24 protein-coding genes are annotated in these 25026 nt (G+C 64.6%); 10 read left to right on the top strand and 14 right to left on the bottom strand.

What is annotated here, in order from left to right:
- Positions 1–24 precede the first annotated feature (24 nt).
- Positions 25–1089 carry an ABC transporter substrate-binding protein gene (locus tag AC3IQ7_RS17405; protein ID WP_489206812.1) on the top strand — a complete coding sequence of 355 codons (1065 nt, stop codon included), beginning with the start codon at positions 25–27 and terminating at the stop codon, positions 1087–1089.
- Between the two features lie 22 nt (positions 1090–1111).
- On the opposite strand, the gene AC3IQ7_RS17400 is transcribed toward AC3IQ7_RS17405, so the two are convergent.
- Entirely contained in the window at positions 1112–1234 is a 123-nt protein-coding gene (locus AC3IQ7_RS17400) for a hypothetical protein (protein ID WP_267891635.1), read from the bottom strand.
- Positions 1235–1395: 161 nt separating this feature from the next.
- Here AC3IQ7_RS17400 and AC3IQ7_RS17395 point away from each other — a divergent pair, with 161 nt between their 5' ends.
- Positions 1396–4089, top strand: a complete 2694-nt coding sequence (locus tag AC3IQ7_RS17395) for a polysaccharide deacetylase family protein (protein WP_489206811.1) — start codon at positions 1396–1398, stop codon at positions 4087–4089.
- A 2-nt stretch (positions 4090–4091) separates the two neighbouring features.
- Positions 4092–4475: an immunity 22 family protein gene (locus AC3IQ7_RS17390; protein WP_489206810.1), complete on the top strand. Its 384-nt coding sequence runs from the start codon at positions 4092–4094 to the stop codon at positions 4473–4475.
- Here AC3IQ7_RS17390 and AC3IQ7_RS17385 read toward each other — a convergent pair.
- Positions 4457–5680, bottom strand: coding sequence for a response regulator (locus AC3IQ7_RS17385; RefSeq protein ID WP_489206809.1), 1224 nt, complete (start codon positions 5678–5680; stop codon positions 4457–4459). The genes AC3IQ7_RS17390 and AC3IQ7_RS17385 overlap by 19 nt on opposite strands.
- 93 nt (positions 5681–5773) lie before the next feature.
- Between AC3IQ7_RS17385 and AC3IQ7_RS17380 the strand changes: the two genes are divergently transcribed.
- Positions 5774–7852, top strand: coding sequence for a TonB-dependent receptor (locus AC3IQ7_RS17380; protein WP_489206808.1), 2079 nt, complete (start codon positions 5774–5776; stop codon positions 7850–7852).
- 17 nt (positions 7853–7869) lie between these two features.
- The gene (locus AC3IQ7_RS17375) at positions 7870–8415 is read left to right on the top strand and encodes an RNA 2'-phosphotransferase (RefSeq protein ID WP_489206807.1); all 546 of its coding nucleotides are present in this window, start codon (positions 7870–7872) and stop codon (positions 8413–8415) included.
- Here AC3IQ7_RS17375 and AC3IQ7_RS17370 read toward each other — a convergent pair.
- The 12 genes from AC3IQ7_RS17370 to AC3IQ7_RS17315 form a co-directional block, all read right to left on the bottom strand.
- Positions 8399–9541, bottom strand: coding sequence for an aldo/keto reductase (locus tag AC3IQ7_RS17370; RefSeq protein WP_489206806.1), 1143 nt, complete (start codon positions 9539–9541; stop codon positions 8399–8401). The genes AC3IQ7_RS17375 and AC3IQ7_RS17370 overlap by 17 nt on opposite strands.
- Positions 9542–9553: 12 nt before the next feature.
- On the bottom strand, positions 9554–10405 hold the full coding sequence (locus AC3IQ7_RS17365) for an aldo/keto reductase (RefSeq protein ID WP_489206805.1): 852 nt from the start codon (positions 10403–10405) through the stop codon (positions 9554–9556).
- Positions 10406–10497: 92 nt separating this feature from the next.
- A complete protein-coding gene (locus AC3IQ7_RS17360) occupies positions 10498–11676 on the bottom strand; it encodes a PepSY-associated TM helix domain-containing protein (RefSeq protein WP_489206804.1) in 1179 nt (392 codons plus the stop codon).
- A gap of 35 nt (positions 11677–11711) precedes the next feature.
- Positions 11712–14189 (bottom strand): TonB-dependent siderophore receptor, encoded by a 2478-nt coding sequence (locus AC3IQ7_RS17355; RefSeq protein ID WP_489206803.1) that lies wholly within the window; start codon positions 14187–14189, stop codon positions 11712–11714.
- 92 nt (positions 14190–14281) lie between these two features.
- On the bottom strand, positions 14282–15268 hold the full coding sequence (locus AC3IQ7_RS17350; protein ID WP_489206802.1) for a FecR domain-containing protein: 987 nt from the start codon (positions 15266–15268) through the stop codon (positions 14282–14284).
- Positions 15265–15774, bottom strand: a complete 510-nt coding sequence (locus tag AC3IQ7_RS17345) for a sigma-70 family RNA polymerase sigma factor (RefSeq protein ID WP_489206801.1) — start codon at positions 15772–15774, stop codon at positions 15265–15267. Before AC3IQ7_RS17345 ends, AC3IQ7_RS17350 begins: the two co-directional genes overlap by 4 nt.
- 118 nt (positions 15775–15892) lie before the next feature.
- Complete coding sequence (locus tag AC3IQ7_RS17340; protein ID WP_489206800.1) at positions 15893–17011, bottom strand: HupE/UreJ family protein; 1119 nt, start codon at positions 17009–17011, stop codon at positions 15893–15895.
- Positions 17008–18219, bottom strand: a complete 1212-nt coding sequence (locus tag AC3IQ7_RS17335) for a tetratricopeptide repeat protein (RefSeq protein WP_489206799.1) — start codon at positions 18217–18219, stop codon at positions 17008–17010. Before AC3IQ7_RS17335 ends, AC3IQ7_RS17340 begins: the two co-directional genes overlap by 4 nt.
- Positions 18220–18289: 70 nt before the next feature.
- Complete coding sequence (locus tag AC3IQ7_RS17330; RefSeq protein ID WP_489206798.1) at positions 18290–18538, bottom strand: hypothetical protein; 249 nt, start codon at positions 18536–18538, stop codon at positions 18290–18292.
- Positions 18539–18551: 13 nt separating this feature from the next.
- A complete protein-coding gene (locus AC3IQ7_RS17325) occupies positions 18552–20063 on the bottom strand; it encodes a DUF4331 domain-containing protein (protein WP_489206797.1) in 1512 nt (503 codons plus the stop codon).
- Between the two features lie 118 nt (positions 20064–20181).
- On the bottom strand, positions 20182–20829 hold the full coding sequence (locus AC3IQ7_RS17320) for an NrsF family protein (RefSeq protein WP_489206796.1): 648 nt from the start codon (positions 20827–20829) through the stop codon (positions 20182–20184).
- Entirely contained in the window at positions 20826–21416 is a 591-nt protein-coding gene (locus AC3IQ7_RS17315) for a sigma-70 family RNA polymerase sigma factor (protein WP_489206795.1), read from the bottom strand. Before AC3IQ7_RS17315 ends, AC3IQ7_RS17320 begins: the two co-directional genes overlap by 4 nt.
- A gap of 192 nt (positions 21417–21608) precedes the next feature.
- Here AC3IQ7_RS17315 and AC3IQ7_RS17310 point away from each other — a divergent pair, with 192 nt between their 5' ends.
- From AC3IQ7_RS17310 to AC3IQ7_RS17290, 5 genes are all read left to right on the top strand, one after another.
- Positions 21609–22367 (top strand): DUF1223 domain-containing protein, encoded by a 759-nt coding sequence (locus AC3IQ7_RS17310; protein WP_489206794.1) that lies wholly within the window; start codon positions 21609–21611, stop codon positions 22365–22367.
- The gene (locus tag AC3IQ7_RS17305) at positions 22367–22972 is read left to right on the top strand and encodes a cytochrome b/b6 domain-containing protein (RefSeq protein ID WP_489206793.1); all 606 of its coding nucleotides are present in this window, start codon (positions 22367–22369) and stop codon (positions 22970–22972) included. Before AC3IQ7_RS17310 ends, AC3IQ7_RS17305 begins: the two co-directional genes overlap by 1 nt.
- 4 nt (positions 22973–22976) lie before the next feature.
- Positions 22977–23753, top strand: a complete 777-nt coding sequence (locus AC3IQ7_RS17300) for a molybdopterin-dependent oxidoreductase (protein ID WP_489206792.1) — start codon at positions 22977–22979, stop codon at positions 23751–23753.
- 190 nt (positions 23754–23943) lie between these two features.
- Positions 23944–24225: a pentapeptide MXKDX repeat protein gene (locus AC3IQ7_RS17295; protein WP_489206791.1), complete on the top strand. Its 282-nt coding sequence runs from the start codon at positions 23944–23946 to the stop codon at positions 24223–24225.
- A gap of 142 nt (positions 24226–24367) precedes the next feature.
- Positions 24368–24994: an energy transducer TonB gene (locus AC3IQ7_RS17290; RefSeq protein WP_489206790.1), complete on the top strand. Its 627-nt coding sequence runs from the start codon at positions 24368–24370 to the stop codon at positions 24992–24994.
- The last annotated feature ends 32 nt before the right edge of the window (positions 24995–25026 follow it).

Here is a 25026-nt window from a genome sequence, read left to right as displayed (position 1 = left end):
ATGCTTGATGATGAGGAGAATGCGATGCGGCGACGCACGGTGATGGGCGGGCTGGCCTTGCTGCCCCTGGCGGGACAGGCGGTGTCGGCAGTGTCGGCAGCGAAAGGGGCGGGGGTGCCGCCGGCGGCCCTGCGCATCGCCTCGACGGGGTTTGCGGAAAACGGCAAGGCGGAACTGGGCGGCATCGCTTACCGGGTGCAGCAGGAAGGCTGGCTGGCGCGCGAACTGAAGCAGCGGGGCGTGCGGCTGGAATGGCTGCCCGTCACGGGCGACACGGGCGCGACCATGAACGAGGCATTCGCCAGCGGGCGCATCGACATGGCCGCGTATGGCGACTTGCCGTCCGTCATCCTCAACGCGGGCGGCGTGCGCACGCAGGTGATCGTGCCGGCGGGGCGGGGCACGGACCAGTTCCTGCTGGTGCCTACCGGTTCGCGCGCCACGTCGCTGGCCGAGCTGAAAGGCAAGCGCATCAGCGTGCACCGGGGCCGGCCATGGGAACTGGGCTTGCGTCAGTTGATCGCCGACCAGCGCATGTCGCCTACGGATTTTCGTTTGATCAATATGGATTTGAAGCCTGGCACGGCCGCGCTGGCCACGGGCGCCGTCGACGCCTTGTTCATGATCAATGGCTATCCGTTGGAAGACAAGGGCATTGGCCGCATCATCTGGTCCAGCAAGGGGCTGCCGGAACGCAAGATGCGGGCGGAACTGTGGGCGCGGCGCGATTTTACGCAAGCCCATCCCGATATCGCCGAACTGGTGGCCACGGCCTGGCTGCGGGCCCAGCACTGGGCGGCGTTGGACGGCAACCGCGAAGCGATCATCAAGGATGGCACGCGCAACGGTACGCCCGACAGCGTGGTGCGGCGCAGCTATGACGATCCGGGCTTGCATTGGAAAGAGCGCTGGTCGCCCCTGTACGATGACGCCGTGTACCGCCATTACCGCCGGGTGCTGGCGTTTGCGCAGGAACAAAAGCTGATCCGCCAGCCCTTGACGGCGGAGGAATTGCTGGAACCGCGTTTTGTCGCTGCCGGCTTGAAAAAGCTGGGGCTGAGCAATTACTGGGAACCGGCCAAGGTGTAGTGCTGGAAGACGGGCGCGTGGCTCAGTGCGGCAGGCACACGCGTCCCGCCACATTGATCAGGTCGTCGCCCGCATGCGCGCGCAGTTGCAGCAGCATCAGGGCCACGCCCAGCATCAGCGCGGCAGCGCAGAGTTTCTTGTGCATCGTCTTTTCCGTTTTCACTATCTATGGATGTGTTCAGCGATATTATTGCCGAAATTCATCGTGCGGGCTGAGCTTGTGCCAGGCGTGCTTTACAATTATGCATCGTGCGCATCCGCGCCATCTGAATGCTATGCATAGTATGTGAAGGGAATGACAAGCCTGTGACTTCCAAACCGATCAAGATCGCCGCCACCGTTGTCGTGGCACTCGCCGCTGGGGCCGGCATTTATAGCTACACGCGTCCCGCCGCCACTGCCACGCCGGGCGCACCCGTATCGGGCAGCCCGTCCGCCGCCGCCCAATCGACGGTCGACACGGCCGCCGTGGCTGCCCAGTTCCGCGATTTGCTGGGCAATTTCCGCAAGATTATCGTGCTGCTGGCCGACGAGCAAAGTCTGCCGGAAGGCGCGCGCGACGAAGCGCGTAAAGTGGGGCAGGGATTGTTCCATGAAAACCAGGAACGCATCGCCAAGCTCGATCTTGCGCTTGATCAATTGACGGCGCCCACCAATCCGGGCCGCTTCGAGGCGCTCGACAGCCTGTTGACGTATATCGAATCCGATCCCGGCCTGTATGACGCGGACCGCCTGGCCTTCCGCGAGCTGCTGCAAAGCATGCTGGCCGACGTGGCCAAGGATTCGTCTTTGCCGGCGATCAAGCTGCACAAGCGCATTTCCGAAGACCTCGATGCGCTGGGAGAGATCGAGCGCAATTACGAGAAGGAAATCCGGCAAATCTTCGGCAACCTGGGCCAGCGCGCGATCGAACTCAAGCGCGAACGGTGGGACGATTACGTGGCGCAGCTGAAAAAGCTCTACAGCCGCGACCAGATACTCAAGGAAAATGGCATCGTCGTACCGTATGCAGTACCCCCGGCTGGTTTCGTGCCCGAAGCCAAGCCCGTGCCAAAAAAAGATGAGGCGGAAATCTTCGGCCTGGGTTTGCCGAAGAAAACCATCGTGCTGACCTTTGACGATGGCCCGCACCGCCGCTACACGGAAGAAATCAGCGCCATCCTGAAACAGTATGGCGTGCCGGCCGTGTTCTTCAACGTGGGCCGCAATCTCGGTTCGCTCGATGCGGAAGGCCACGCCAAGCTGGGCGCGGGCGCGGAAGTAAGCCGCAAGCTGATGAAAGAGGGCTATGCCGTGGGCAACCACAGTTTCAGTCACGCACAATTGTCGAAACAGACGGGCGACAAGCTGAAAGGCGAAATTCTCGGCACCGACACTTTATTGAGGGCCATCAGCCCCGAGCGGGCCGCGCTGTTCCGCTTCCCGTATGGCGCGCGCAACAGCGAAGGCATGGCCGCGCTGGCCGATGCGCATTTGAAATCCGTGATGTGGAATATCGATTCGCTGGATTGGGCCGACCCTGTGCCCAGCTCGATCACGAACCGCGTGCTGGCGTCCGTCGACAAGGCGGGACGCGGCATCGTCCTGTTCCACGACATCCACGAACGCACGGTGAAAGCCTTGCCGGCCGTGCTCGACAAGCTGATCGCCGAAGGCTATCAATTCGCGGGCTGGGATGGCGCCAGCTTCCAGGTGGCGAAAAGCATGGCCCCGGCGCCGGAAAAAGTGCCCGTGACCACCGGTTACGCCAATTCCTGGGCCGTCGTGATCGGCATCGACGATTACGCGAAATGGCCGAAATTGCAATATGCGGTGCGCGACGCGCAAGGCATCCGCGAAACGTTGATTGAAAAGTTTGCGTTTGCGCCCGAGCGTGTCGTGACCCTGAAAAATGGTGAAGCGACGCGCAACAACATCCTGGCCGCCTTCCACGACAAGCTGGCGCATGGCGGCGTGCAAAAGAATGACCGCATCTTCGTGTTCTTCGCCGGCCACGGCGCCACGCGCAAGCTCAGTTCCGGGCGCGACCTCGGCTACATCGTACCCGTCGATTCCGACCCGGCGCAGTTCGCCACGGATGCGATCCCGATGACGGAAATCCAGAATATCGCGGAATCCCTGACGGCCAAGCACGCGTTCTTCGTCATGGATGCCTGCTACAGCGGCTTGGGCCTGACGCGCGGCGCCGGTTCCAGCTCATTTTTGCGGGACAACGCCAAGCGCATCGGCCGGCAAATGCTGACGGCTGGCGGCGGCGACCAGCTGGTGGCCGACGGCGGACCGAACGGTCACTCCGTGTTTACGTGGACCCTGCTGCAGGGTTTGGCGGGCAAGGGCGACCTCAACGGTGATGGCCTCATCACGGCCACGGAACTGGCGGCGTATGTGGCGCCGGCCGTGTCCAGCGTATCGAACCAGACGCCCGCGTTCGGCAGCTTGCCTGGCTCGGAAGGCGGCGATTTCGTCTTTGAATTGCCGGGCGAGACGGAATTCCTCAGCCCGAACACGACGCAGCTGTCGACGGAAGCCATCGCCCTCAATAGCAAGCTCGATGCGAAACCGGCGGCGGCCAGCGTCACGGTGAAGGATTTGCAGGGCGGCGAACAGAAGATCGTCACGCCGGGCGCCGTGCCGACGTCCACGCGCCAGCTGGCGCAGCGGGCCAATGACCGTGGCTTGCAGCTGTACAAGGAGAAACAATATGCGGCGGCGGAAGCGCAATTTACGGAAGCGCTGAAACTGCGTCCCGACTTCGCGTTGGCGGCGAATAACTTGGGCTTTGTCTTCTACAAGCAGGAAAAATACCGCGAAGCGGCCCGCTGGTTTGAAAACACGGTCAAGATGGACCCGTCGCGCGCCATCGCCTATCTGAACCTGGGCGACGCCTATGCCAAGGCCGGCGACGCCGCCAAGGCGAAAGCGGCCTATAAAACCTACTTGGAACTGGCGCCGACGGCTTCGACGGCCCCGGCCGTGCGGCAAAAGATGGAGAAGCTGTAAGCGTGTGCGGCAGCGCGCCCATCGTCCACGTGTTTGTGTGCCGCGGGCGCTTTGCCAGCTGGGACGCGCTGCAGGCCTTCCTGGCGCCCACGTACACGGAGGATGGCGATGAAGTAGCGTCGCCATTCTTCCTGGAAGCAGGCCTCACGCACTACGAGCCTGCCTGTGTTGAGAGCGCCATGCTGGCGTCGCCGGCGCCGCTGGCCCGGTTGCTCGATGGCGTGTCGTATGGCGACAGCTGGCTGGCACAGGCGTGCGCGGACGCGGATGGGCAGCACTTGCTGGCTGACACGAGCGTGTGCGTATTTGCGCCGAATCAGCTGGCGCACCCACAGCGCAGTTCGCTGCATCACGTGGGCAGTTACCGTTACTGCGTGGAAGACTGAGCGCCATCCCCCCGTTCCTCATGCAATAGCTTGTTGACGCTGGCCAGCAGGCTGGTGCCCGACGTCGTGATGAAGCGGGCGCCGGCCGCCTCCGCTTCTGTGCCGTAACTGGCGACCGTATCCTTGCTGCAATACACAATGATGGGTAACGCAGGCTGCGCCTGCCGCACTTCGCGCACCGTGCGCACGCCCGCATCCTTGATGCGCCGGCGGTTTTCCACCCGCGCCATGTCCGTGATGAGCAGCGCATAGGGCTTCTGTTGCAGCATGGCCAGCGCCTGCCGCGTCGAGACCGCCTGCTCCACCTTGATGTTTTCCCGTTCCAGCTGTTCCACCAGCAAGGTATTGTTGCGGGGATGGTCGTCCAGCCACAGCACCTGACTGGCCGGCTTTTGCGCCGTCGGCATGCCGGCCAGGGCTGTGACGGCCGCGCCCCCGTCCGGCGGATGGGCCAGCAGCAGTTGCGTGACGGCTTCCTGCATGTCGTCGAGCGATTTTTGCTGCAGACGGCTCAATTCCGTGACTTCGATTTCCTTGCCGCTCTCCAGGCGCACGGATTCGTTCTTGACCATGCTGTCGGCGCGCTTGATCATGATGGACAGGTAGATGCGCGTGAGCAGGTAGCCGATCAAAAAACCGTGCACGGAAAAGAACAGCATGATGCCGCCCACGACGGCCATGGCCGTGGGCGTGTCCGTATCCAGGCTCGGTGCGATGAAGGCGGCCATGCTGCGCGCGCTGCCGGGCAGGCTTTTGAGTTCGATCAAGCCCACGCCGACGATGATTTTCGTCAGCCAGTCCGACACTTCTACCAGATTCGAATTGATTTCCATGGGCGTGGGCGTGCCCAGGAACAGGGTATTGCTGGCGTTGCCCGTTGCCGCATCAGCTCCGGCGGCAGGCGGTTCGTCCGTGGGGCGGATCTTGCCATTGCTGCGCTCGTCGGGCGGCGCCATGTTGACGGTGCCCGAGGGCAGGGTGCGCGGTATGCCGAACAGGAAACCCAGCAGCATGCCGCTGACGCAAAAGCCCAGACTCCACAGCAGGGCCGGCACGGCGTGATAGTAGGGCGGCAACAGGGCGCCGGCCAGCACGGACAGCAGCCCCGCCAGCAGGATGAACAGCAGGATATACGGCAGCACATCGCGCTTGCGCACGGCGGCGGCAGTGCTGGTTGCCTTGCCGGTGCTGTCGTTCAGGTCCACGGTCGCTCCTTGAAAAGGCTGAATCCAGGCGCCCACCCGCCGCGTATATGGTCAGCAGGGGCCTGTACTGACATCATAAAAAGGGGAGACGCGATGCTATTGAGAAAACGCAAACTGATGGCAGCTTGTGCACTGGCATTGTTGGGCATGGGGCGCCTGGTGGCGGCGCAAGCGCCAGCCGGGGCCGCCACAGTGGCTGAAGAGTCGCGCACCGTGCGTGTGACGGGCCACTACGACAACGCCGTCGGCACGTCGGACGCGGCCAGCCAGGGCGTCATCACCAGCGAACTGATCGTCAACCGGCCCGCCTTGCGCACGGGCGAGTTGCTGGAATTCGTGCCGGGACTGATCGTCACCCAGCACAGCGGCGACGGCAAGGCCAACCAGTATTTTTTGCGCGGTTTTAATCTCGACCATGGTACGGATTTCGCCACCCATGTCGACGGCATGCCCGTCAACATGCGCACGCATGCGCATGGGCAAGGCTATTCCGACCTCAATTTCCTCATTCCCGAACTGGTGCAGCGCATCGATTACAAGAAGGGGCCGTATTTCGCCGGCGAAGGCGATTTTTCCTCGGCAGGCAGCGCCCGCATCCGCCTGGCCGACAAATTGCCGCAAGGCCAGGCCAGCGTGTCCGTGGGCCAGCACGGCTATGTGCGCGGCGTCGTGGCCGATTCTTTTGGCGCCGGACCCGGCACCTTGCTGGTCGGCCTGGAAGTGAACCGCAACAACGGCCCCTGGGACGTGCCGGAAAACGTGCGTAAATATAGCGGCGTGCTGCGCTACAGCCAGGGTACGCAAGACGACGGCTACAGCGTGACGGCCATGGCCTACAAAAATAGCTGGAACGCCACCGACCAGGTGCCGCTGCGCGCCGTGGAATCGGGCCAGATCGGCCGTTTCGGCAGCCTGGCGCCCAGCGACGGTGGCGATACTTCGCGTTACAGCTTGTCCTATGCGATGCGCCAGCGCACGGAAAACCGGCTGTTTGAATTCGACGCCTACGTGATCCGCTCGCAGCTGGAACTCAATAGCGACTTCACGTATTTCCTTGCAGATCCGCAACAGGGCGACCAGTTCCAGCAAAGCGAGCGGCGCACGGTGGCGGGTGTGAACGCCAGCGAAAGCTGGACCACGCAGCTATTCGGTCTTCCCCTGCGCAACAAGCTGGGCGTGCAGGCCCGCTACGACCGGCTGTCGCCCGTGGGCCTGTACAACACGGTGGACCGCGTCCGGCAAGGCACGCTGCGCGAAGACCGGGTGCGCGAAGCCAGTATCGGCCTGTATGGCGAAAGCACCGTGCAATGGCTGCCGTGGCTGCGCTCCGTGGCGGGTGTGCGCTACGACGCCTACCGTTTCAATGTGGCTAGCAGTATCGAGGGAAACAGCGGCGCGGTGAATGACCACGTGGTGTCGCCGAAGCTGTCATTGATCCTTGGGCCGTGGAGCAAGACGGAATTCTTCGTGAACTACGGAAAAGGTTTTCATAGCAATGATGCACGCGGCACGACGCAGACGCGCCTGGCCGATGGCGCGCCGGCCACGCCCGTCACGCCGCTGGTACCAACCAAGGGAATGGAATTGGGCGCGCGCACGGAATGGCTGCCGGGACTGCAAAGCTCGCTGGCTCTGTGGCGCCTCGACATCGCGTCGGAATTGCTGTTCGTCGGTGACGCGGGCGAGACGGAGCCCAGCCGCGCCAGCCGCCGCCACGGCATCGAGTGGAACAACCATTACATAGCCGCGCCATGGCTGCTGTTCGACCTGGACCTGGCCGCCTCGCGCTCGCGCTATAAGGAGAATGATCCGGCCGGCAATTTCATTCCGGGCTCCATCGACAAGGTGGCCTCGTTCGGCGTGACGGTGACGGACCAGGGGCCATGGTCGGGCGCCTTCCAGCTGCGCTATTTCGGTCCCCGTCCCTTGATCGAAGACAACAGCGTGCGCTCGGCCTCGACCACCCTGGCGTATGCAAGAGTGGCTTACCAGCTCAACCGCAAGACGCGGTTGTCGCTTGACGTGTTCAACCTGTTCGACAAGCGCGCCAGCGACATCGATTACTACTATGCGTCGCGCCTGCCCGGCGAGGCCACGGAAGGGGTGAACGACCGGCATTTCCATCCGGTGGAGCCGCGTTCCGCCCGCCTGACCTTGTCATATGCGTTCTGATAACGGTAGACTGGGGGATGACAGATCATTTAGTACAAACCAGCAAATTCCTTTCCCTGATCCTGCGCCATGCCCCCGAAAAAATCGGCCTGGCGCTCGATCCAAACGGCTGGGCCGACATCGGCCAGCTGCTGGCGCAAGCGGCCCGGCATGGCCGACGCCTTTCCCGTGAACAATTAGATGACGTGGTGGAGCGCGACAGCAAGACGCGCTATGCCATCAGCGACGACGGCATGCGTATCCGCGCCAACCAGGGGCATTCGCTGGCGGCCGTCGATATCGCTCTGCCGCCCGCCACGCCGCCCGCCATGTTGTACCACGGCACGGCCAGCCGCTTTGTCGAGGCGATCCGCGCCGGCGGTTTGCTGCCGGGATCGCGCAACCACGTGCACCTGTCCAGCAACCGCGAAACGGCCGTGGCCGTCGGGGCGCGCCATGGCAAGCCCGTCGTGCTGACGGTGGATGCGGCCGCCATGCGGGCGCAGGGTCACGTGTTTTATGTGTCGGACAATGGCGTGTGGCTGACTGACGCCGTGCCGCAGGCGTTCATCGGCTTTCCCTGAGGACAGGCCGAACTGCGGCTTCCACGCCCGAATAAACCTGCACGGCGTCGGGCAGCCTTGCCCCTTGCCCCGGGATTGCTGCCACAGCCTGGTTCAGTTCCGCCACTTCTGCGGTTGTAAAACGCACACTGGCCGCGCCGATATTGTCCAGCATGTGCGCCATCTGCGTGGTGCCGGGAATCGGCACGATCCACGGCCGCTGCACCAGCAGCCAGGCCAGGGCGATTTGCGCCGGTGTCGCCTGCTTGCGCGCCGCCCAGCGATTGACCAAGCTCACGAGCGCCAGGTTGTGCGGCAGGTTTTCCGGTGCAAAACGCGATTCGATCTTGCGGATGTCGCCGTCGGCAAAGCGGGTCTTTGCGTCGATGGCGCCTGTCAGGAAGCCCACGCCCAGCGGGCTCCACGGCACGAAACCGATGCCGAGTTCCTGGCACAGGGCCAGCACGCCGTCTTCCGGCCCCCGCCACAGCATCGAGTATTCGCTTTGCACGGCGCTGACGGGTAGTGCCGCATGGGCGCGGCGCAAGGTCTTCAAGCCCATCTCGGACAAGCCCCAGTGCAACACTTTTCCTTCGCGCATCAGGTCCTGCACGGCGCCGGCCACGTCCTCGATCGGTACTTGCGGGTCGACCCGGTGCTGGTACAGCAAGTCGATGCGGTCCGTGCGCAGGCGCTTGAGCATGCCGTCGACGACCAGCTTGATGTGCGCCGGACGGCTGTTCAGGCCGGGGCGGCGTTCGCCCGTCTGCTGGTCGATATTCCAGCCGAACTTGGTGGCGATGACGATGTCGTTGCGAAACGGCGCCACGCCTTCACCAAGGATGTGCTCCACCTCGTGCGGGCCGTAGGCTTCGGCCGCATCATATAAGGTGACGCCCTGCTCATAAGCCGTGCGGATGATGCGATGCATTTCGGGGCGGCTGGGTATTGTCGTCTGGTAAGTGCGGCTCATGTTTTGCACGCCCAGGCCGATGCTCGATACTTCCAGTTGGCCCAGCTTGCGACGACCCTCCACCGTTGCCGGCACCGTTTCGCCTTGCGCCGAGCTGATCAACGGCGTGGCGGCCAGGCTGCTGGCCACCAGCAGGAAGCCGCGGCGGCCCGTGCTTGTATCTTTTGTTGGCATGTGTGTTTTCCCTTAAATACCAAGCTTGCGTTCGGCCATCCACTGGACGATGGCCGGGTCGCGGTGCGAAAAGAAGCTGCTGGTGCCCGTTTCCAGGGTGGCGATGGCGGCCATGTCCGCTTCATCGAGGTCGAAATCGTCTATGGCCAGGTTTTCCGCCATGCGTTCGCGGCGCACGGTCTTGGCCAGCACGGCGATGCCCCGGTGCGTGAGCCAGCGCAAGACGATCTGGCCCACGGACTTGCCATGTCTGGTGGCGATGTCCAACAGTAACTCGTTATGGAACAGATGGTTGCGGCCTTCGGCGAATGGCGCCCACGCTTGCGGCTGCACGCCGTGTTCGAGCATGAAAGCCACGCTGTCGGCTTGCTGGTGAAAAGGGTTGATTTCGATCTGGTTGACTGCGGGCGCGATGTCGTTGAAGGCGATGATGTCCATCAGTCGGTCAGGCTGGAAATTGCTCACGCCGATGGCGCGCAACTTGCCGCCGCGATATGCGTCCTGCATGGCGCGCCAGGAGCCGTGGACGTCGCCAAACGGCTGGTGGATCAGGAATAAATCCAGATAATCGAGCTGCAAGCGTTGCAGCGACTGGTCGATGGCGTCGCGCGTGCGTTCGTAGCCCGTGTCCTGCACCCACAGTTTGCTGGTGACAAACAGTTCCGCGCGCGCCACGCCGCCATGCTTGATACCCTGGCCGACGGCTGCCTCGTTCATGTAGGAAGCGGCCGTGTCGATCAGGCGGTAGCCGGAAGCGATGGCGTCGATCACGCTGCGCTCGCATTCGGCCGGATCGGGAATCTGGAAGACGCCGTAGCCGGCGACGGGCATGCTGATGCCGTTATTCAGGGTGACGTGGTTCATGGCTAGCTCCTTCAATCATTGACAGGAGCTACTTTACGGCCTAAGCCATTCGTTGATAAGCCGCTGGAATCGGCATGCTCTTATTAGCTGTACTAATGAATAAGCGCCCTGGCCTTGGCTTGCCCCTGACGCTTGCGGCGCCAGATCAGCACGCCCGTCACGCTCAAGCCCGCCACCAGCAGGCCCATGGCGCAGATGAACAGTTTAAAAGGCCAGCCCCACATCGAGGCCATGTGCAGGGCGCTGATCCAGCTGCGGATGGTGTCGCCGCTGGCTGCGCCCGTGGGCAGCCAGGCGGCCAGCTGTCGGCCGCTGGCTGCATCGAAAAAGACAGTGGTGAGGCCCTTGTGGGCGCGCACGTCGCGGCTGCTGCGCACGTTGTAGCTGTACACGCCCAGCGCGCGTTCATACGCCAGCGCGTTTTCCTCGATGATGCTGAAAGCGTGCCGGCGCGCCAGTTCGCCCATCAACAGGCGGCCCTGCGCGCGGGCGGCCGGCCAATCCAACTGCGGCCCCGGCGACGGCGTGTGTCGCGCGACGATTTCTTCGGTACCCTGGTGGGCAAACAGCGGATGCATCACGGCCGCATAGGCGCCGTACAGATTGAAGGCGACGCCGCTCCAGGCAAACACCAGCAGCATGGCCCACAGCCACAGGCCGCCCGCGCGGTGCAGGTCGAATACCAGTTTATAGCTGCCGCCGTTGCGGCGCAGCAGCCACGATGGCCGCCAGCGCAGCAGCCACGGTTTCGTGCCCGGCGCGCGTTTTTTCAGGCGCGCGGGGAAGGTCAGGGCGGCGCCGATGAAGCAATCGAGCGTCCACACGATGGCGACCAGGCCGAACACCAGCAAGCCCGTGTCGCCCAGCGCCAGCGCGTAATGCAGGCGCTCGATGAAGGGCAGCAGGTTGATGGCGCCCTGGCTGATGGCGCCCCAGCGACGCTGGCCCAGTATCGCGCCCGTATAGGGATCGACGAACACTTCGTCGCTGGCCTGCGGTGATTCGTCGCCCGGGCGCAGGTAAAACACCATGCTGCGGCCTGGCGGTGCGGACAGCGGCGCGTAGCTCACCTGTGCCTGGGGAAAGCGCGCCGCGATCCTCTCGCGCAGCAGCAGGGCGTCGAGCGGCGCGGCGCCCGGCGTGGGCGGCGCCACGCGGAAGACGGCGGGCAGCATGGCCGCCTCCAGTTCATCCTTCCACGCCAGCGCGCTGCCCGTCACGCCCGCGACGATGAGGAAGCCGGCCATCAGCAGGCCGGCATAGCGGTGCATGGCCGCTAATACAGGCCGAACTTGCAGCGATGGCATCAGAACCTGTACATCGCGCTGACGTTGGCCGTGCGTTCTGCATTGCGGTAGCACAGGTTGGGCAGGTAGCCGCAGTCATACAGGGTCTGCTTGTTCAGCACATTGTTCACGTTGAGGGCGAACTGCCACGGCCCGCGCGACACGCCCAGCGCCGCATCCCATTGCGTCAGGCCGCCATTGCGGATGTTCAGGTTCTCGCCATCGGAGTTCGAGCGCATGGCGCCAAGAAAACGCATGCCCAGTGCCGCGTACGCGGGCAAGGCCGTGCCCAGGTTGAACGACTGGCGCGCCCACGCCGAGGCGCTGTGGCGCGGCGCGCCTGCTTGCTGCAAGCCCAGGTCGCCGTTATTGCTCTTTGTGACCTCCGTATCGAGGTAGGTGTATTGCGCGATCAGGCTCAGACGGCTGGCGAACTCCGTGCGCGCTTCCAGTTCCACGCCGCGCGAGCCGACTTTGCCCGTTTGCTGCAGGCGGCCCGGGTTGCCGATGTCGGAGGTGGTGACGTTGTCGCGCACCAGGTCGAACACGGCGGCCGTGTAGCTGGCGCGCTGGCCCACGGGTTCGTAGCGCACGCCCGCTTCGAACTGCTTGCCGCGCGACGGTTTCAAGGCGTCGCCGTTGGCCGTGATGCCCAGTTCGGGCGAGAACGAGGTGGCGTAGCTGACGTACGGCGCCCAGCCGCCATCGAACAGGTAGACGGCGCCCACGCGGCCCGTGGTGGCCGATGGCGACTGGTGGAAGTCCGGTTTGACGGCGCCGCTATGGAGGTCGGTGACGTCGCGCGATTGTGTCGCCTTATCGCGGCGCAGGCCCGCCGTGACGACCCAGCGGTCCCATTTCAATTGATCCTGCGCATACAGGCCCAGCTGGCGCGACGGCGCTTCAGCGCGCGTCGGCGCCTTGGCCGGAACCAGGGGCTGCTTGCCATACGCGGGCAGGTGCAGGTCAATCGGCTCGATAAAACCCTTCTGGTGGCGGTAGTCGTCCGTGTTGCGGATATTCGCGTAGTCGACGCCCAGCAGCACTTGGTGCGCCAGGCCGCCCGTGGCAAAGCGCGCCTGCAGCTGCGTATCGGCGAACAGGCTTTTTGATGCCGTATCGACGGGCATGAAATAGCGCTCCACCGTGCCATCGTCATTCAAGCCACCGGGGAACATGTCCGTGCGGTCGTTCTTCAGGCGCGTGTAGCGCAGGTTCTGGCGCAGCGACCACGTATCGTTGAGCGTGTGTTCGAACTCGTAGCCCAGCATGGTGTTGCGGCGCTTGAAGCGGTTATCGTCGCCCATCAGGTTCACGCTCGGATCGACCTGGCCGCGCGGACCCGGTTGCAGCAGCTGGTTGGGAAACGCGTATTGCTGGTTGTCCTGCTCGTAGCGGGCCAGCAGGGTCAGACGCGTGGCGGGGCCTGCCTGCCACGTCAGCGAGGGGGCGAAGTACAGGCGGTTGTCGCGGTCGCGGTCCAGCCGCGTATGGGCTTCGCGGCCCAGCATGACGACCCGGTAAGTCCAGGCGCCTGGCGCGTCGATGGTGCCGCCCACATCGGCTTTCAGCTGGCGGCGCTGGTAGCTGCCGTACTCCATCCCCACTTCGCGCACGGCGTCCGCGCTGGGACGCTTGCTGACGGCGTTGACCATGCCGCCCGGCGGAATCTGCCCGTACAGCACGGACGCGGGGCCGCGCAGCACTTCCAGGCGTTCCAGGCCATACGGTTCGATCGAGGCGCCAAAGGTGCGGCCCGAATTGCGCAAGCCATCCTGCAGGATGCCGTTCGTCTCGATGGTAAAGCCGCGCAGCAGCGAGGAATCGTCGCTGCCCAGCGGGCGCTGGTTCGGCGTCACGCCGGCCGTGTAGCGCAGGGTTTCGTCGAGCGATTCGGCATTGCGGTCGCTGATTTCATCAGCCGTGACGACGGACACGGATTGCGGGTTTTCATTGAGCGCCGTATCCGTCTTGGTGGCCGAGCCGGCGCGCCGCGCCACGTAGCCGCGCACGGGGCCCGTCGCCGTTTCGCGTTCAGCCGTGGCATTGATGGTGATGGCGGGCAGGGTGGCGCTGGCCAGCGCCGGTGCCGCCTGTGCGCCTGCCAGTGCAGGTGCAATCTCCGCCCGCAGCGCATACGCGCCGTTGGCGCCCGCCACCACGCGCACGCCCTGGCCGCGCAGCAGTTCCTCGAAACCCTGGCGCACCGTGTAGCTGCCCGCCAGGCCGCCGCTGCGCTTGCCCTGCAACAGGGCCGCATCGGCCGACAGTTCCACGCCTGCCGCGCTGGCGAACGTGGTCAGGGCCCGCTCCAGCGATCCGGCGGGGATCGCGTAGGGGCGCTTGGCTTGCGTAGTGTCGACCGTCTGGGCGTGGGCGGCGGAGGCAGTGACGGCCAGGGTTCCGACGGCGGCGCCAGCCAGGAACAGGGCCTGGATGGCGGCAGCGAGGGGAAACGGACGCAGTTTGTGCGCGGGTGCGGTCAGGCGAGGGGGCATGGTGCAAATCCTTGGAAAGTGGCAGGAAAAAATCGGTTCTTCCCGTATTCCGAACGAAAAGCCAAAACCCTCAACTTTTTTTCACTTATTTTTCAGGCGGTGGGGCGCGGCCCCACGCTGACCCAGTAGCGCGTGCGGTAGCGCAGTTGCACGGGCAGGCTGGCGGCCAGGTTGGCCAGCGAGCGGTCCGTGTCGCGCAGCGAATACACGCCCGTCACGCGCAGGCCGGCGATGGATGCGTCGCAGCGCAGCACGCCGTGGCGGTAGCGCCCCAGTTCGGCCAGCAGCTCGCCCAGGGGCATGCGCTCGGCCACCAGGCTGCCATCGGCCCAGGCGGCGGCGCTGTCTTCCACCTTGCCGATGTCCTGCACGGCATGGCGCGTATAGCCGGCGCGCTGGCCCGCCTGCAGGTGTACCGGCGCGGCGCTGTCTTGCGATAGCTGCAGGGCGACTGTGCCCTGGAACACGGCGACACGGCTCTCGCCGTCATCGAGGCGCACGCTAAAGCGCGTGCCCAGCGCCGTGGCCGTGCCGTGCGGCGTTGCCACCAGCAGCGGGCGGTAGACGGGCGCCGCTTCATGCGCGCTGGTGACGAGGATGGCGCCGGCGCGCAGCACGATACGCCGTTCGCCAGCGCTGTATGCCACGTCAATGGCGCTGGCCGTGTCCAGCACCACTTGCGTGCCGTCGGCCAGCATGATGGCGCGCGTCTCGCCAACGATCGTGCGGTAGTCACTGGCGGCGCGCTGCCACAAGCCCGTTTCGTGCGCCAGCAGGGCCGTGCCGCCGCCCGCCGCGATCAGGCCCAGCAGCTGCAAGGCGCGCCGGCGGCCGATGGCATGGCGCGGTGCTGGTGTCAGGGCGCCGCGCGCCACTTCGCGTGGCAGGGCATCGAATTGCCGGGCGAAGCGCTGCAGCCGGGCCCAGGCCCGTTCGTGCTCGGGGTGGGCGGCGCGCCAGACGGCGCAGGCGTCGGCATCGGCCGCGCTGGCGTCTTCCGCCCACAGCCGCGCCATCCACTCGGCGGCGCGCTGCAGCACGGCGGGGGCGATGGGCGCGCTGTCCAGCGGGGAGCTCATGCGAATTGCGCCGCGCAGCAAGCCAGCAAGGCGCGGGCGATGTATTTTTCCACCGACGAGACGGAAACGTCGAGGCGCGCGGCGATGTCGGCGTAGGCCATGCCTTCCAGTTTGCACAGCAAGAAGGCGTCGCGTACTTTATGCGGCAGGCTGGCGAGGATGGCGTCGATTTCCATCAGCGCCTCGACGATCAGCGCGCGCATTTCCGGCGTGGGCGCGGCCGCTTCCGGTTGCGCGGCGATGGCGTCCGCGTAGGCTGACTCGATATGCCGGCGGCGGAACAGGTCCACCACCAGGCCGTTGGCGATCTGCGCCAGGTGCTGGCGCGATTCGTCGGGTTCGGGGGCGCGGCCGCGCGAGATGATGCGCAGATACGTGTCGTGCGCCAGGTCGGCCGCATCGAAGGCGTTGCCCAGCTTGCGGCGCAGCCAGCCCTGCAGCCAGCCATGGTGGTCGCTATAGAGCACTTCGATTTGCCGGTGCAGTTCCAGTTCGGGGCGTAGCATGCAACCTTTCCATGCCACGGTCCACAGGACAGACAGGCCTTGATGCGATTGAGAATTGTTCGTATTGTAGCCCGATTGCCGGGACTTGTGGCCCGGCAGTGGCTGTCCAACAACGCTGTCAGGCTGAAATCAGCTTGATATCGGCCACCCGCTCCACCAGCCACACGCACGCCACCAGCGCGATGGCCAGCGAGCCGACGGTCAGCACTTGCCGGTACAGCCACGTCTTGCGCAGCAGCCAGGCGAGGGGCAGGAAGGCGGCGACGATGGCCAGCTGGCCCAGTTCCACGCCCAGGTTAAAGCCCAGCAGGCTGGCCAGCAATGAACCCTGCGGCAAGCCCAGGTCGCGCAGCACGCTGGCAAAGCCGAAACCGTGGATCAGGCCAAACGCGAAGGCGGCTACGGGCCGTTTTCCCCGGAACAGCGGCAGCAGGTTGTTCAGCGCGGCCAGGATCACGGAAGCGGCGATGGCCGACTCCACCCAGCGTGATGGCAGCGAGATGAGAGACAGGCTGGCCAGGCTCAAGGTGATGGAATGGGCAAGTGTAAAAGCCGTGACGACTTTCAACACGTCATAGAACGCCGCCTTCAAGCCGCGCTGCTGCTCGCGCAGCCCAGGCAGCAGCACGGCCGGCAGCAGCAGGGACAGCAGGAACAGGATATGGTCGTAGCCGATCCAGATATGCCAGATGCCGTGCTTCACGTAGGCACCGAACTGCGCAAGGCGGTCGGGCGCGGCCAGCGAGATGGTCTGGCGCGGGCTGTCCGGGTCGAAGATGGCCGTTTGCGTGGAACCATCGCTATTAATCTTGAACAAGCCCTTGTGCTGCGGATCGAGGTCGGCGAACAGGGTGTAGCCGATGGCGAGACTGGCCGGGGCAGCGCCGGGACAGCTGGCCTGGAAGCGCAGCACGCTGTAGGCGCCGTCCGTATGGTGGTCGATCAGCTGCTCGACGGCTTGCAAAGGGCAGACGCCCTGGTCGCTGGCCACCTGCAGGCGCTGCAAGGCGTAGGCGGCGATGGCGTCGTGGCGCGCGCGGATTTCATCCCACGTCAGCGCGCCGTCGCCATTGCCATCGAGGCCGATGGCGAAATCGAGATCGCGCAGGGCGATATCCCATTGCCCCTCGATCTGCTGGCCGTGCACGGCCAGGCTCACATAACTGTCGCTGGGCTTGTGGGCTTGCGCGGGGGCCAGCCAGGCGCACAGCAGCAGGATGAACAGGCAGCGTTTCATAGCGCACCCGCTTTCTTTGCGCTACTGAGTTTCTGCCCATCCTGCGGCCCCAGTTGTCTGACGAGCCGTTGCAGGGCCACGTCTTCCACGCCGTTGGCGGCGATCCAGGCCAGCACGGCTTGCGCCGCCCCGTAATTGCGCGCGGCCAGCGCTGCTTCCAGCAAGATGCGCATGTCGGGCACTTCCTTCTGGATGACCCAGTTCTTCTGCGCCAGTTGCAGGGCCGCCGGCACATCCTGTTGCACAAACAGGGCGAAACGGGCTTGCTCGCGTTGGTGCACGGTATCGCCGCGCTGCATGGCGGCGTTGAAGCGGGCCGCCAGTTCCGCTTTCGCCGCCAGGAAGGCTGGCTGCTGGCCGGGCAGCGCTTGCAGGGCCAGCGCGTAGCGCAGCAGCAGGGCGTCGATGCGCTGCTGCTCTTTCAGCAGTTTGACGACTTCCTGCGGGCGCTGGCGGTCGAGCAGGAAATCCGCGTACGCGCCCAGCAGATAGCTGTCGCGCGGCTGCTGCGCCAGCGCCCTGGTGTAGCGCGCTTCGGCCAGCGCTGATTCTCCGCGCCGCGTGGCCATTTCCGCCAGCAGGGTTGCGGCCCAGTTTTCCAGTTCGGGCGCCGCGCCGGCGCTTCTTTGCAAGGTCAGGTCCAGCAAACGCTCGCTGCTGGCGGCGCGGCCCGTGACGCTGGCGATATTGGCAAGGCAGGTGACGGTGACCAGTTGCGTTGTCAAGGCCGACAGGCGGGCGCAGGCCGCTGTCGCCTGGGCGTAGTCGCCCTGCACGGTGAGCACGGTGGCGCGCGTCAGCCAGGCCTGGGCGTTTTGCGGCTGCTGCGCGATGACGGCATCGAGATCCTGCAGCGCGGGGCCGAAATGATGGGTGCTTTGCAGGATGGTGGCGCGCAGCAGGCGCACGGGGACGGGCGGCGCCGCTTGCCGCCACCAAGGCGCCAGCGCCGCTTGCGCGTAGCCCAGGTAGCGCGGGTCCGTCTCGCTGCGGGCCAGGGCAATGTAGCGCTGCGCCAGATTGCTCGCCAGTGCCAGGTCTTGCGGCGTTGTATCGAGTTGCTGGCGCAGGCCGCGCAGGGCCAGCTGCGTGGCGTCCGCGCGGCGCGGCAGCTGTTCGATGACGGCGCTGCCGTCTTTCGGCGTGTAGGGCGCAGCCAGTGCCAGCACGGGCAGGCAGGCGCACAGCAGGGAAATCGGTGTTTTCATCGTGGACGCCATCGACGGTGGAGTAGGGCAGCAAGGGCGCCGGGGATATCCTCCCGGCGCCCGCGGAGGCTTACAGGGGAACCGGCTCCGTATTTTCCGGAGACGTCGCCATGATGGCGTCGATGGCCACGCCGTCCTTGTCATCGCTGGTGGTCAGGATGACGTTGCTGACGGCCACATAGAAGGCGTCGAGCAGGACCACGGGCGGTGGATTGACGCCACCGTTGCCATTATCGCCGCCGTGGCTGCTGCTACCGCCACCGCAGCCAGCCAGCAGGGCCGTGAGCGCCAGGGCGCCGCATACATAGAGCTTTTTCATCGCGTTCTCCTGGTTACAGCTGCGGCGAACCGGCCACGGGATTTTTCAGGTAGGGGAAACCTGCCGTGAACGACGTTTCGTCGAGGAAGGCGCCATCCGTGAAGTGCAGGGCGCCGGCGGGTGCGTCGGCCGGGGCGCAGCCGATGTTCAGGGTGCACAGCTTGCCCATGGCCACGCGCAGCACCACGTCGACCACGTCGTCGCCGGGGCGGCGGCCGTTCGGGAAGCCGGCGTTATCGCCGCCGATGACGCCGAGGCGGTTCTGTGCGCCCACATTGGTGGCCGCGATCGAGGTGTTCAGGCGCAGCATTTCGGACGCCGTCACGGTGACGGGCTGGTTCACGCCCTTGATGCCCGTCAAAAAGGTGGCCACCAGGTCGTTGCGGGGGAAGTTGGTGGGCGCCTTGGCGCCTGCCGAGCCGAACAGCACTTCCACCAGCGCCGGCGCCGTCGGGTTGGTGACGTAGTCGGCAAATTGCGCGTCGCCCGAGGGCCTGCTGGCGTTGAAGCGGTCCTTGTCCTTCAGGCCGATGACCAGTTCATTTACCAAAGGCATGCCCAGGCGCGACACTTGCACCCACGCGCCGCCTTCCTTCGCCGCCGCGGTGGCCGTGCCCGGCGCCGGGTTCAGCAGGCGGCCCTGGCGCAGGCTGGCCGTGGTCCAGCCGCCGATGACGGGCTCCAGGCCCGCCGTCAGGCAAGTGGTCGGCACTTCCATTTCGATGGCCGTGACGTTTTTCCGTGCCAGGTCATCCTTGGCAGCGGACTCCGCATTCGCGGCAAACTCGGTGGCAGGCGCCTTGATATTGATCAAGTCGAACGTTTCGCCCAGGTTCACGACGAACGGGTCCTTGCGCTGGCCGACGAACATGCGCGCGGGCGTGGCGCAGCCGGGGATGTTGACGGCGTACACATGCTGCGCGGCATACGCGGCATAGTTGGGGATGGCCTTGTTGCCGATATTGTCGACGGGCTTGTCGAAGGTCGTACCGCCGCCCGTGGCATTCGTGACGCTGCTGCGCGTACCCGTGCGGCGGTCGCCCCGCACCACCGTCACGCTGTAGGTTTCGCGCACGTTCAGGCCGGCCGGGTTGACGGAATCAATGGCGCCGCCGTTGATGACGAGCGGAATCGAGACTTTCTTGCCGCCCACGGTGAACTGGCCATCCTTGATGGTGTTGGTGAAGCGGAACTGGAAGGTGAGGTCTTCCTTGCCGTCGCCGTTGTTGTCGATATGGATTTCGTACAGGGCGTTCGGGTCCATGGCGAAATAGTTCGGGCCGCCGTAAGCGTCTTGCAGGGGAATATAGTCGGCTACCAGGGTGGTGTAGGCGCCGCGGCCCGCTTCATAGCTGCGGAACATATAGAAGTCGGTGGCGTCGACCTTGGGGTTTTGCGTGATGAACGGCGCTTCGCGGTGGCTGGAAGCGTAGGCGGCTGGCGCGATGGCCAAAGTGAAGGAAACGGCGAGAAGGTTGCCCAGGATAGCGGCGCCCAGTGCGGTTTTCGAGTGTGACAATGACATTTCGATTCTCCCGATTTTTGTTAGCGTTGACAGACAAGTCCAAGAAACTGCAGGCTGCCTGACTTGTACGCACGGGGGGAGAGAACGGATTCACCGCTTCGAAAAAGATGTCTTTGGCTTACCAGGCCAGCACTTTCGGCCCGATGGCCGCGCCGATGGCGGTTGGCACCAGCATGCCCAGTACGTACCAGAAACCGACGAAGCTGGCCGCCAGCTCGGGGCAGTGCAGGCAATACACGAGCGCGGCCATGGCGCCGGCGGCAAACCCGGCAGCCGCGCCGGCCAGCCGCAGGCGCGTGGGCGCCAGCTGGCGCATCAGGCGCAGCACGGCGGCCAGGATGGGCAGCGACAGCAGGGCGATCAGCAAGGGGCAGCTGCGCCAGGTGGCGCCCCAGAATAGCTCGGCCCGCTGTTCGGGCGGCGCTTCCTGCACGATGATGGCGCCCAGCGCCCACATCAGCAGCAAGGGCATGGCGAGCAGCAGGGGCAGGGTGCGGGTAGCGGCGCCCGGCACGCACAGGCGGCGGCTGACATGCCAGGCCGCCAGGCAGATGCACACGACAAAGCCCACCTTGATCCAGAAATCGGGCAGCAGGGCCAGCTGTTCCAAATTGGGCCGCACGCCCAGCAGCATGGCCATCAGCGCCACGCTGGCCAGCAGCCCGGCACCCAAAGTGGACGCGGCGCGCCAGCGGGCGCCCGGGGGCGGCGCGGCGGCCACGTCGGGGCCGCTGGCCAGCATGGCGATCAAATCATCGGTTTTCATGGTGCGCTTCCTTCTATTCGTAAATTGGCTGCCAGTGTCTTCAAGCCGCGATGCACGGCCACCTTGACGCTGGCTTCCGAAATCTGCATGGAGGCGGCCGTGTCGCGCACGGACCAGCCGTCGAGCTTGGTATGCACGATGGCGTCGCGCTGCTGCGCTGGCAACGTGGCCAGCAGCTTGCCCAGGTCGCGGCTGGCTTCGGCCGCCTCGGCATCGGCGCTGGAAAATAGTTCTTGCGCGCTATCTTCTTCGTCATACGGCAAGTGCTGCGCCTCGCGCCGTCCATGCCGGCGCAGCCAGTCGATCAATTTATAGCGCGCGATCGCATGAATCCACGACGTCAGCGGCACGCCTGTGTCATACGTCAGGCGCTGGTTGTGGATGGCCAGCAAACATTCCTGTACCAGGTCTTCCACCTCATCCGGCCAGCGCTGCAGGCGGCGCCGCAGGAACGCGCGCAAATGGCCGCTGGTGGCTTGCAAGAAATTGCGGTAAGCCGCCGCATCGCCATCGAGTCCGCGCAGCATCAAGCCATGCAGCCGCAGTTCCGTGCCATGCAACTGCTCGCTTACAGGTATTCGTTGCATGCAGGCCTTTGGTGACAGGCGTTGAAAAAAATAAATTCAAAAATAATGGAGGGTGGCTGTAACCAATCCGGCCATCGCGGCGAATTGACAGGCAAGCACGTTTCTTAATTCACGTTTCTTATTTCAATATACCGGGTAAAGACCATGGACATCAAGCACCGCCTTGCAACACTGCTTTTACCCGTTCTGAGCATGGCTTTGGTCGCCCCGGCCATGGCGCAGATGGCGGCCGGCCAGCGCTGCGCCGTGCAAAGCGGGCCGCAGACGGCGGCGCTGGTGGAACTGTACAGCAGCGAAGGCTGCTCCAGCTGCCCGCCCGCCGACCAGCGCCTGAACGCCTTGCGCAAGGAAGCGGGCGCGGCCAGCCTGATCGTGCCGCTGGCCTTGCACGTCACGTACTGGGACCAGATCGGCTGGACGGACCCGCTGGCGCAGGCGCAATTCGATGCGCGCCAGGCCGAGCTGCTGCGCCACCAGCCGCGCCACGTGGCTTACACCCCCCAATTCTTTGTGGGCGGAACGGAATTGCGCAGCTGGGATACGCAGTTGCCGGCCGCCATCCGCCGCATCAATGCGACCACCGCGCCCGTCGCTATCCGCCTGTCCGCGACGCCGGGGCCGGGTGGCAAGCTGTTGCTGGAAGCTGATGCCAGCGCACCGGACGCACAGACGGGCGGCCAGCTGTATGTGGCCATCAGCGAAAGCGCCATCGTCTCGAAAGTGCTGCGCGGCGAAAACCGCGGCGCCACCCTGCATCACGATGCGGCCGTGCGCCTGTGGCTGGGGCCGGTTGCGCTGGCGCAAGGCCGTGCCCAGCTGCGCCGCGAAGTCAAGCTGCCCGCCAGCTGGCGCCCGGAACAGCTGCAAGTGGTGGCCTTCGTGCAGCGGGCCGACAGCAGCGCCATCCTGCAAGCCGTCAGCACGGCGCAATGCACGAAAGGAGTGTTGTGATGTCTACGCCGACTGTTTCCAACGCCGTGATCCACCCCGCCTGGCTGCGCCTGACGCACTGGCTCAATGCCGTGGCCGTCGTCGTGCTGGCCACCAGCGGCTGGCGCATCTATAACGCGGCGCCGTTTTTCCCGTTCGAATTGCCGCGCGCGCTGACCCTGGGCGGCTGGCTCGGCGGCGCGCTGCAATGGCATTTTGCCGCCATGTGGCTGCTGGTGGCCAATGGCTTGCTGTATCTGATTATCAATATCGTCTCGGGACGGCTGCGGCGCCAGTTCTTTCCCCTCTCGCCGCGCCTGCTGCTGGCCGATTTCGCCGCCGCGCTGAAGGGCAAGCTGGCCCATGCTGACCCGCGCCATTACAACATGGTGCAGCGCGCCGCCTACCTGTTCGTCATGCTCGATTGCATCGTGCTGGTGCTGTCCGGCCTGGTGCTGTGGAAGTCCGTGCAATTTCCCCTCTTGCGCGAGCTGATGGGCGGCTACGAGAGCGCGCGCAGAGTCCACTTCATCGCCATGGCGTTGCTGACGGGCTTTGTCGGCGTGCACTTGCTGATGGTGGCGCTGGTGCCGCGCACCCTGGCCGCCATGCTGCGCGGACGTTAAGGAGATGAGCATGAAAAAAACCATCCTCGTGCCGGAGCATGGCCAGGCCATGCTGGCTGACGCCTTGCGCCAGATCAAGCAGCCGTCGCGGCGCCTGTTCCTGCAGCGCAGTTTGACCCTGGGCGGCCTGTCCTTGCTGACGGGATGCAACGCCAGCGACCCGTCCGCCATCGAGACGGCCCTGACGGCGGTGTCGCGCATGAACGACCGGGTGCAAGGCTGGCTCTTTGACCCGAACAAACTGGCGCCCACGTATCCCGATTCCATGATCACGCGGCCATTTCCATTCAACGCCTATTACGGCGAGGATGAGGTGGAAGAGGTCGATGGCGACGCGTGGCGCCTGGAATTGAGCGGCTTGATCTCCGACAAGAAGTCGTGGACCTTGCCGCAGCTGCGCGCCCTGCCGCAGGAAACGCAGGTGACGCGCCACATTTGCGTGGAAGGCTGGAGCGCGATCGGCAAGTGGGGCGGCGTGCCGTTTGCCCACTTCCTGCGGCGCGTGGGCGCCGACACGACGGCGAAATACATCGGCTTCAAGTGTGCCGACGATTATTTCACGAGCATCGACATGGCCACGGCCCTGCATCCGCAAACCATCATGGCCTTGACGTACGACGACCAGGAATTGCCGCCCAAATATGGCTACCCCATGAAACTGCGCATGCCGACCAAGCTGGGCTACAAAAATCCGAAACATATCCAGGCCATTTTCGTGACGAATACGTATCCGGGAGGGTACTGGGAGAACCAGGGCTACAACTGGTTTGGCGGTTCCTAGTAAGACCGGGGAGCCGGCCAGTGCGGCGTTGCATTGCCTTGTCGTACTAATCGTATTGCCTGCGGCAATGCGCCTGGCCCTGACCACCTCCCGGTCTTCCTGTTATTTAGCAGCAAGCAGCACCCGTAGCACAGCAACAGCTTTATCACCGGGCAATCTCGCCCATCCCACACTGAGACAAGGACTTATCATGAAAACCACGATCACCACCTTCGCCGCCATCCTCGCTTCCGCCATCTTCATGTCGGGCGCCGCGTTTGCCCAGGACGCCATGAAAAAAGATCCGATGGCCAAGGACGCCACGGCCGATGCCATGCACAAGGACGGCATGGGCAAGGACGGCATGAAAAAGCCGATGGCCAAGAAACACATGAAGAAGGACCACATGGCCAAGGATGGCATGGCAAAGGATGGCATGAAGAAGGATGAAATGAAAAAGGATGGTATGGCCAAGGATGCGATGGCCAAATAAGCGGGCAAGCAAGGTTTTGCATGGGCAGGCGCGCCACCCGGCGAGGATGGTGCGCCTGCCGTCGTTTGGCCAGCGGTTTGCTGATGTTCATGGCAATTTGCTAAAATCGAAAACTTATTTAATAGCAATTGCTGGAGTAACGATGCCGATGCATGAAGCAAGCTTCCCATTACGCTGTGCTGCAGCGGTGCTGGCCATCCTGCCCGGGATTGGCCAGGCGATGCCGGGCGCGACCTGTCCGCCGCAAGTGTATCCGCTCGAGGCGCGCCTGTATGAACTGGAAGGTAAAACGACCATGCGCTTTTCCGTGGGGCAGGATGGCAAGGTGGCATCGGCATCCGTGGCACGCAGTTCGGGGTGGAAAGTGCTGGACGATGCGGCGCTGAGCAATGTGCGGCAGTGCGTGTTCCCTGCTGATAGAGCGGCCAAGGAAAATTTTAGTGTTCAATATGTATGGGACCTGGACGATGCCGAGCTCTTGCGTCCCTTGCTGGTGCCCGGCAGCTGCCAGCCTTCCCAGCGCGTCCAGGGCTATAACAACCTCGACAAATCGGCCAGCAATGACAGCGGCGTAGTGCTGCGCATGTTTATCGGCAGTGAAGGAGCCCCTGCACGCATCGTGGCCGAAGCGCCAGGCCTGCCAGCGGAACAGGTCGAGGCGGCTGTTACCTATGTGCAGGGTTGTCGTTTTGCTATCGATCCTGAAGTTGGCGGCACGCGTAGCTGGAGCACGTATGGCAAGGTGATGCTGCGTCGCCAGGCCCTGTAGTAAGCTTGCACTCTCCACATTGTTTCCCCGCC

It is taken from the genome of Janthinobacterium sp. GL_088, assembly GCF_057837845.1.
Note: the sequence above shows the minus strand (reverse complement) of the source record. Positions and strands in the feature narration are given on the sequence as shown.

Excerpts from the sequence above, each read along its gene's own strand:
- AC3IQ7_RS17405 (WP_489206812.1), top strand. The coding sequence starts at position 25 with ATGCGGCGACGCACGGTGATGGGCGGGCTGGCCTTGCTGCCCCTGGCG.
- AC3IQ7_RS17400 (WP_267891635.1), bottom strand. The coding sequence starts at position 1,234 with ATGCACAAGAAACTCTGCGCTGCCGCGCTGATGCTGGGCGTGGCCCTG.
- AC3IQ7_RS17380 (WP_489206808.1), top strand. The coding sequence starts at position 5,774 with ATGCTATTGAGAAAACGCAAACTGATGGCAGCTTGTGCACTGGCATTG.
- AC3IQ7_RS17375 (WP_489206807.1), top strand. The coding sequence starts at position 7,870 with ATGACAGATCATTTAGTACAAACCAGCAAATTCCTTTCCCTGATCCTG.
- AC3IQ7_RS17370 (WP_489206806.1), bottom strand. The coding sequence starts at position 9,541 with ATGCCAACAAAAGATACAAGCACGGGCCGCCGCGGCTTCCTGCTGGTG.
- AC3IQ7_RS17365 (WP_489206805.1), bottom strand. The coding sequence starts at position 10,405 with ATGAACCACGTCACCCTGAATAACGGCATCAGCATGCCCGTCGCCGGC.
- AC3IQ7_RS17360 (WP_489206804.1), bottom strand. The coding sequence starts at position 11,676 with ATGCACCGCTATGCCGGCCTGCTGATGGCCGGCTTCCTCATCGTCGCG.
- AC3IQ7_RS17355 (WP_489206803.1), bottom strand. The coding sequence starts at position 14,189 with ATGCCCCCTCGCCTGACCGCACCCGCGCACAAACTGCGTCCGTTTCCC.
- AC3IQ7_RS17350 (WP_489206802.1), bottom strand. The coding sequence starts at position 15,268 with ATGAGCTCCCCGCTGGACAGCGCGCCCATCGCCCCCGCCGTGCTGCAG.
- AC3IQ7_RS17345 (WP_489206801.1), bottom strand. The coding sequence starts at position 15,774 with ATGCTACGCCCCGAACTGGAACTGCACCGGCAAATCGAAGTGCTCTAT.
- AC3IQ7_RS17340 (WP_489206800.1), bottom strand. The coding sequence starts at position 17,011 with ATGAAACGCTGCCTGTTCATCCTGCTGCTGTGCGCCTGGCTGGCCCCC.
- AC3IQ7_RS17335 (WP_489206799.1), bottom strand. The coding sequence starts at position 18,219 with ATGAAAACACCGATTTCCCTGCTGTGCGCCTGCCTGCCCGTGCTGGCA.
- AC3IQ7_RS17330 (WP_489206798.1), bottom strand. The coding sequence starts at position 18,538 with ATGAAAAAGCTCTATGTATGCGGCGCCCTGGCGCTCACGGCCCTGCTG.
- AC3IQ7_RS17325 (WP_489206797.1), bottom strand. The coding sequence starts at position 20,063 with ATGTCATTGTCACACTCGAAAACCGCACTGGGCGCCGCTATCCTGGGC.
- AC3IQ7_RS17320 (WP_489206796.1), bottom strand. The coding sequence starts at position 20,829 with ATGAAAACCGATGATTTGATCGCCATGCTGGCCAGCGGCCCCGACGTG.
- AC3IQ7_RS17315 (WP_489206795.1), bottom strand. The coding sequence starts at position 21,416 with ATGCAACGAATACCTGTAAGCGAGCAGTTGCATGGCACGGAACTGCGG.
- AC3IQ7_RS17310 (WP_489206794.1), top strand. The coding sequence starts at position 21,609 with ATGGCTTTGGTCGCCCCGGCCATGGCGCAGATGGCGGCCGGCCAGCGC.
- AC3IQ7_RS17305 (WP_489206793.1), top strand. The coding sequence starts at position 22,367 with ATGTCTACGCCGACTGTTTCCAACGCCGTGATCCACCCCGCCTGGCTG.
- AC3IQ7_RS17300 (WP_489206792.1), top strand. The coding sequence starts at position 22,977 with ATGAGCATGAAAAAAACCATCCTCGTGCCGGAGCATGGCCAGGCCATG.
- AC3IQ7_RS17295 (WP_489206791.1), top strand. The coding sequence starts at position 23,944 with ATGAAAACCACGATCACCACCTTCGCCGCCATCCTCGCTTCCGCCATC.
- AC3IQ7_RS17290 (WP_489206790.1), top strand. The coding sequence starts at position 24,368 with ATGCCGATGCATGAAGCAAGCTTCCCATTACGCTGTGCTGCAGCGGTG.